At 65.2% G+C, this 3,916-nt stretch carries 6 protein-coding genes; 4 read left to right on the plus strand and 2 right to left on the minus strand.

Annotated features, from left to right (window positions below):
- Nucleotides 1-484: ATP-dependent protease subunit HslV (hslV, locus tag VKP01_RS04325; protein WP_324410625.1), on the minus strand; the 484-nt coding region annotated here is incomplete at its 3' end.
- A gap of 175 nt (nucleotides 485-659) precedes the next feature.
- On the opposite strand from hslV, the gene hisB reads away from it, so the two are divergent.
- The 4 genes from hisB (at nucleotide 660) to hisA (ending at nucleotide 3,257) form a co-directional block, all read left to right on the plus strand.
- The gene (hisB, locus tag VKP01_RS04330; RefSeq protein WP_324410615.1) at nucleotides 660-1,259 is read left to right on the plus strand and encodes an imidazoleglycerol-phosphate dehydratase HisB; all 600 of its coding nucleotides are present in this window, start codon (nucleotides 660-662) and stop codon (nucleotides 1,257-1,259) included.
- A gap of 110 nt (nucleotides 1,260-1,369) precedes the next feature.
- Nucleotides 1,370-1,879 carry a DUF2628 domain-containing protein gene (locus VKP01_RS04335; RefSeq protein ID WP_324410617.1) on the plus strand — a complete coding sequence of 170 codons (510 nt, stop codon included), beginning with the start codon at nucleotides 1,370-1,372 and terminating at the stop codon, nucleotides 1,877-1,879.
- Complete coding sequence (gene hisH / locus VKP01_RS04340) at nucleotides 1,876-2,526, plus strand: imidazole glycerol phosphate synthase subunit HisH (protein ID WP_324410619.1); 651 nt, start codon at nucleotides 1,876-1,878, stop codon at nucleotides 2,524-2,526. Before VKP01_RS04335 ends, hisH begins: the two co-directional genes overlap by 4 nt.
- Nucleotides 2,514-3,257 (plus strand): 1-(5-phosphoribosyl)-5-[(5-phosphoribosylamino)methylideneamino]imidazole-4-carboxamide isomerase, encoded by a 744-nt coding sequence (gene hisA / locus VKP01_RS04345; RefSeq protein WP_324410621.1) that lies wholly within the window; start codon nucleotides 2,514-2,516, stop codon nucleotides 3,255-3,257. The genes hisH and hisA overlap by 13 nt, the downstream gene beginning before the upstream one ends.
- A gap of 6 nt (nucleotides 3,258-3,263) precedes the next feature.
- On the opposite strand, the gene VKP01_RS04350 is transcribed toward hisA, so the two are convergent.
- Nucleotides 3,264-3,916 (minus strand): MFS transporter (locus VKP01_RS04350; protein WP_324410623.1); only part of this gene is annotated, 653 nt, incomplete at its 5' end.

Consider the following 3,916-nt stretch of genomic DNA (forward strand, 5'->3'; position numbering starts at 1 on the left):
CGCAGATATCGGCGGCGATCTGCAGGGCGCGGCGGGTGATGGTCTCGGCGTCGAGATCGGTATCGGCCAGAGCGCGGGCGGCGGCCAGCGCGTAATTGCCGCCGGAGCCGATCGCCATGACGCCGCCCTCCGGTTCGAGCACGTCTCCCGAGCCCGAGAGCAGCAGCGAGACGTCCTTGTCGGCCACCAGCATCATCGCCTCAAGCCGGCGCAGATAGCGATCGGTGCGCCAGTCCTTGGTGAGCTCGACACAGGCACGCAGAAGCTGGCCGGGATACTGCTCGAGCTTCGTCTCCAGCCGCTCGAACAGGGTGAAGGCATCCGCCGTGGCGCCGGCGAAGCCGCCGATCACTTCGCCCTTGGCGAGACGACGCACCTTGCGGGCATTGCCCTTGACGATGGTGGGGCCGAGGCTGACCTGGCCGTCACCGCCGATTACCAGTTTGCCCTCCTTGCGCACCATCAGGATCGTGGTGGCATGCATCGAGGGGGAGCCGTTGCGGGCATCGTCTGTGGACAAGATCGTGCACTCCGTTGAAAATCTGTCCCCCCCACTTAAGCGTTATCATCGCCATTTCCAACGCGTATGGCATTTTGAAGCAAGCCTTGCTAGAACCCGCTCGCGCCCGCTTTCCGGCGCGCCGTCAAAGAGCCGCATCATGAGCCAGACATCGCGCAGCTTTCGCGTCGAGCGCCGCACCGCCGAAACCGATATCGATCTGACCCTCGATCTCGACGGGACCGGTGCGATCACGATCGAGACCGGGATCGGTTTCTTCGATCACATGCTGGAATTGCTGGCCCGCCATGCGCTGTTCGATCTGACCCTGACGGCGAAGGGTGATCTGCATGTCGACGACCACCACACGGTGGAGGATGTCGGCATCGCGCTGGGGCAGGCGGTCCATGCGGCTTTGGGTGACAAAAAAGGCATCACCCGCTATGCCGATATGCATATGCCCATGGACGAGACGCTGACCCGTGTCGCGATCGACATTTCGGGCCGCGCCTTTCTCGTCTTCCGCACGCAGTTTCCCACCCAGAAGATCGGCAGCTTCGATACCGAGCTGGTGCGCGAATTCTTCCAGGCCTTCACCGCCAATGCTGGCGTCACGCTGCATGTCGAGACGCTCTACGGCGACAACAGCCACCACATCGCCGAGAGCTGCTTCAAGGGATTGGCGCGGGTCTTGCGACGGGCGGTTGCAGCTGAACCGGGCGAAGCCGGGCGCGTTCCCTCCACCAAGGGGATGCTGTGAGGCAAGGGTGCCTGTGGCAAGGGCGCCTGTGACAAGGGCGCCTGTGAGCGGGATCGCGCATGATCGCTGCGCGGCAGTTTTTTGATCGACGACGGGAGCTTGCATCAGGCATGCATGTTTATACGGTCCATCTGCCCGCACAGGCCCGCCCGGGTGATGCGGAGGCTTTCGAGAAGGCCGTGCTGGTGCGGGACGGGTTCCATGTCTGGGCCTTTCTCTTCACCGCCTTGTGGTTTCTTTATCACCGCCTCTGGCTGGCCGCGCTCGGTGTCTTCGTGGCGCTGAGCGTGTTCGGCTTCATCGTTGACCGTCTGGCTCTGGCGCCCTGGGCGGGGCTTGCCGCGCATGTTCTCGCTTCCACGCTGATCGGGCTCGAAGCCTGCAGCCTGAAGCGCTGGACTTATGGTCGCAACGGTTTCGCCATGGTCGATGTCGTTTCCGGCGCCGACGAGGAGGAGGCCGAAGCCAAGGCCTGTGCCCGCTGGCTGGCGCGCGGCGAGAGCCGTCCCGACGACCCACCGCCACCACCCTCGTCCTTCGACTGGCCCAAACCCGCCCACAGTAACGCGCCCCGGCGCGAGCGCGGCGTGATCGGTCTTTTTCCGGAGCGTTCGCGATGAGCATCGCCATTATCGATTACGGTTCGGGCAATCTGCATTCGGCGCAGAAAGCCTTCGAGCGCGCCGCCCGCGAGGCCGGCATCGCCGTGCCGGTGATCGTCACCGACGATCCGCAGAAGGTGCGCGAAGCAGAGCGCATCGTTTTGCCGGGCGTCGGCGCCTTCGCCGATTGCCGGCGCGGGCTCGATGCCGTCGCCGGCATGACCGAGGCGCTGCACGAGGCAGTGCGGGCGCGCGGCAAGCCGTTTCTGGGGATTTGCGTGGGTATGCAGCTTCTCGCCACGCGCGGGCTGGAGCACGAGACCGCCCGGGGTCTCGACTGGATCCATGGCGACGTTGCCATCATTCGCCCCCGCGACGCGTATCTCAAGATCCCGCATATGGGCTGGAACGTGCTGCATCCGCAGCGCGAGCACGCGCTGCTCGCAGATATCCCCACCGGCCCGAACGGGCTGCATGCCTATTTCGTGCATTCCTACGCGCTGACGCCGGATGATCCGCAAGATGTCGTCGCCGTCACCGATTACGGTGGCCCCGTCACCGCGATCGTGGCGCGCGACAATATTGCCGGCACGCAATTCCATCCCGAGAAGAGCCAGAAGCTGGGTCTGGCCCTGATTGCCAATTTTCTGAGGTGGCGCCCGTGATACTCTTTCCCGCGATCGATCTGAAGGAGGGCCATTGCGTCCGCCTTATCCAGGGCGACATGGAGCAGGCGACCGTCTTCAATGACGATCCAGCTGATCAGGCCGCCACCTTCGCGCGCCAGGGATTCGAATGGCTGCATTGCGTCGATCTCGACGGCGCCTTTGCCGGCAAGCCGATGAACGGCGCGGCGGTCGACCGGATCCTCGCCGCAATCGACATCCCCGTCCAACTCGGCGGCGGTATTCGCGACATGCGCACACTCGAAGCCTGGCTCGGGAAAGGTGTTGCCCGGGTCGTCATCGGCACGGCTGCGGTGCGGGATCCGTCCTTCGTGCGTGAGGCGGCGCGGCTGCATCCGGGGAAGATCGCGGTCGGGATTGACGCCAAGGACGGGCGCGTTGCGGTGGAGGGCTGGGCCGAGACATCGACCCTGACGGCGGAGGAACTCGGGCGGCGTTTCGAGGATGCCGGGGTTGCCGCCATCATCTATACCGACATTGCCCGCGACGGCATTCTCAAGGGCCTCAATATCGAGATGACGCTGGCGCTGGCGGAGGCCGTCTCGATCCCGGTCATCGCGTCAGGCGGCCTCGCCTCGATCGAGGATGTGGCTCGCCTGCTCCAGCCCGATTGCGCCGCGCTCGCCGGTGCAATTTCGGGCCGCGCGCTCTATGACGGGCGCATTGATCCCGCACAGGCTCTGGCCATGATCCAGAATGCGCGCGGCTGAGAGCGCCTACGAATATCGTGTACCCGCACGCATCCGGATGGTGATCACTGCGAGATAGAAGGCGAACAGGCTCGCCATGGCGAAGGCGAAGCCATGGGGGCGATAGAGATCGATGCCGCCTCCGGCCAGCGGCGGGCCGATCACCATGCCGGCATTGTAGAGAATGACGAAGGCCGCATTCGCCGCCGCCAGATCACCGCCGGAAAAGCGCGCGCCCAGATGGGCGAGCCCGACCGTATAGAGCGCACCGGCGACACCGCCCCAGATCAGGAGCAGCAGGCCGAGCCCGATCACGCTATGCGCGACCAGTGGCATGGCCAGCGCACCGAACAGGCCGATCGTGGCGATGACGGCAAGCACCAGACGGCGATCGACATGGTCGGAAAGTGTCCCGATAGGGATCTGGAACAGGACATTGCCGAGCGCCATAATGCTGGCCAGAAAGGCCGCATTGGCTGCCGTATAGCCGAGTTCCAGCCCGTAGAGCGGCAGGATGGCGAAGCCGCCGCTCTCCACCGCGCCGAAGATCAGCGCCGCCACGGTTGCGGCAGGCGCCGCCAGCAGGAAGGAGAGTACCGTGCGCCCGGTGCCATGATCAATGCGCGGCGAGATCCCGCGTGCGAGCAGCAGCGGCAACGCAGCCACGAGGCAAAGACCCG

Source organism: Saliniramus sp., from assembly GCF_035311605.1.
Lineage (GTDB): Bacteria > Pseudomonadota > Alphaproteobacteria > Rhizobiales > Beijerinckiaceae > Saliniramus.

What these genes read in the sequence shown, in the direction of transcription:
- hisB (WP_324410615.1), top strand. Translation starts at nt 660, where the DNA reads ATGAGCCAGACATCGCGCAGCTTTCGCGTCGAGCGCCGCACCGCCGAA.
- VKP01_RS04335 (WP_324410617.1), top strand. Translation starts at nt 1,370, where the DNA reads ATGCATGTTTATACGGTCCATCTGCCCGCACAGGCCCGCCCGGGTGAT.
- hisH (WP_324410619.1), top strand. Translation starts at nt 1,876, where the DNA reads ATGAGCATCGCCATTATCGATTACGGTTCGGGCAATCTGCATTCGGCG.